This is a genomic window from Halorubellus amylolyticus, assembly GCF_034808145.1.
Taxonomy (GTDB): Archaea; Halobacteriota; Halobacteria; order Halobacteriales; family Natrialbaceae; genus Halorubellus.
The window spans coordinates 1-272 of sequence record NZ_JAXHGM010000056.1 but is presented as its reverse complement, the minus strand read 5'-3'; the positions used below and the strand labels follow the sequence as shown (position 1 = coordinate 272).

The 272-nt window shown below is 36.0% G+C and carries 1 protein-coding gene; it reads left to right on the top strand.

The window, feature by feature from the left end; all coding sequences use genetic code 11:
- Positions 1-208: hypothetical protein (locus SM754_RS20260; RefSeq protein ID WP_323677946.1), on the top strand; the 208-nt coding region annotated here is incomplete at its 5' end.
- Positions 209-272: the final 64 nt, after the last annotated feature.

Sequence of the window (272 nt, the reverse complement as noted above, 5' to 3'; positions counted from 1 at the left end):
ATTATGTTTGTTGAGTTTTTCAACAGTTGCATTTGATGAGGATTTTGAAGCTGAAGTGATTGAAAATCAAGATGCAAGGATTGAAGTATCAAGCTTGTCAACAAGTCCTGACCCAGAATTAACTGAGGTTGGTGCCCAAATTAAACCCCTAATTTATCTGAATATATTCCATGTTCAAATAACAGTAATCACATTAAACCTAGTCTAATTACATTTACATAAAGAAGGGGTTGTAAGTGGCACGCAGGCCTCCCCAAAACCAAAAGCAAAAG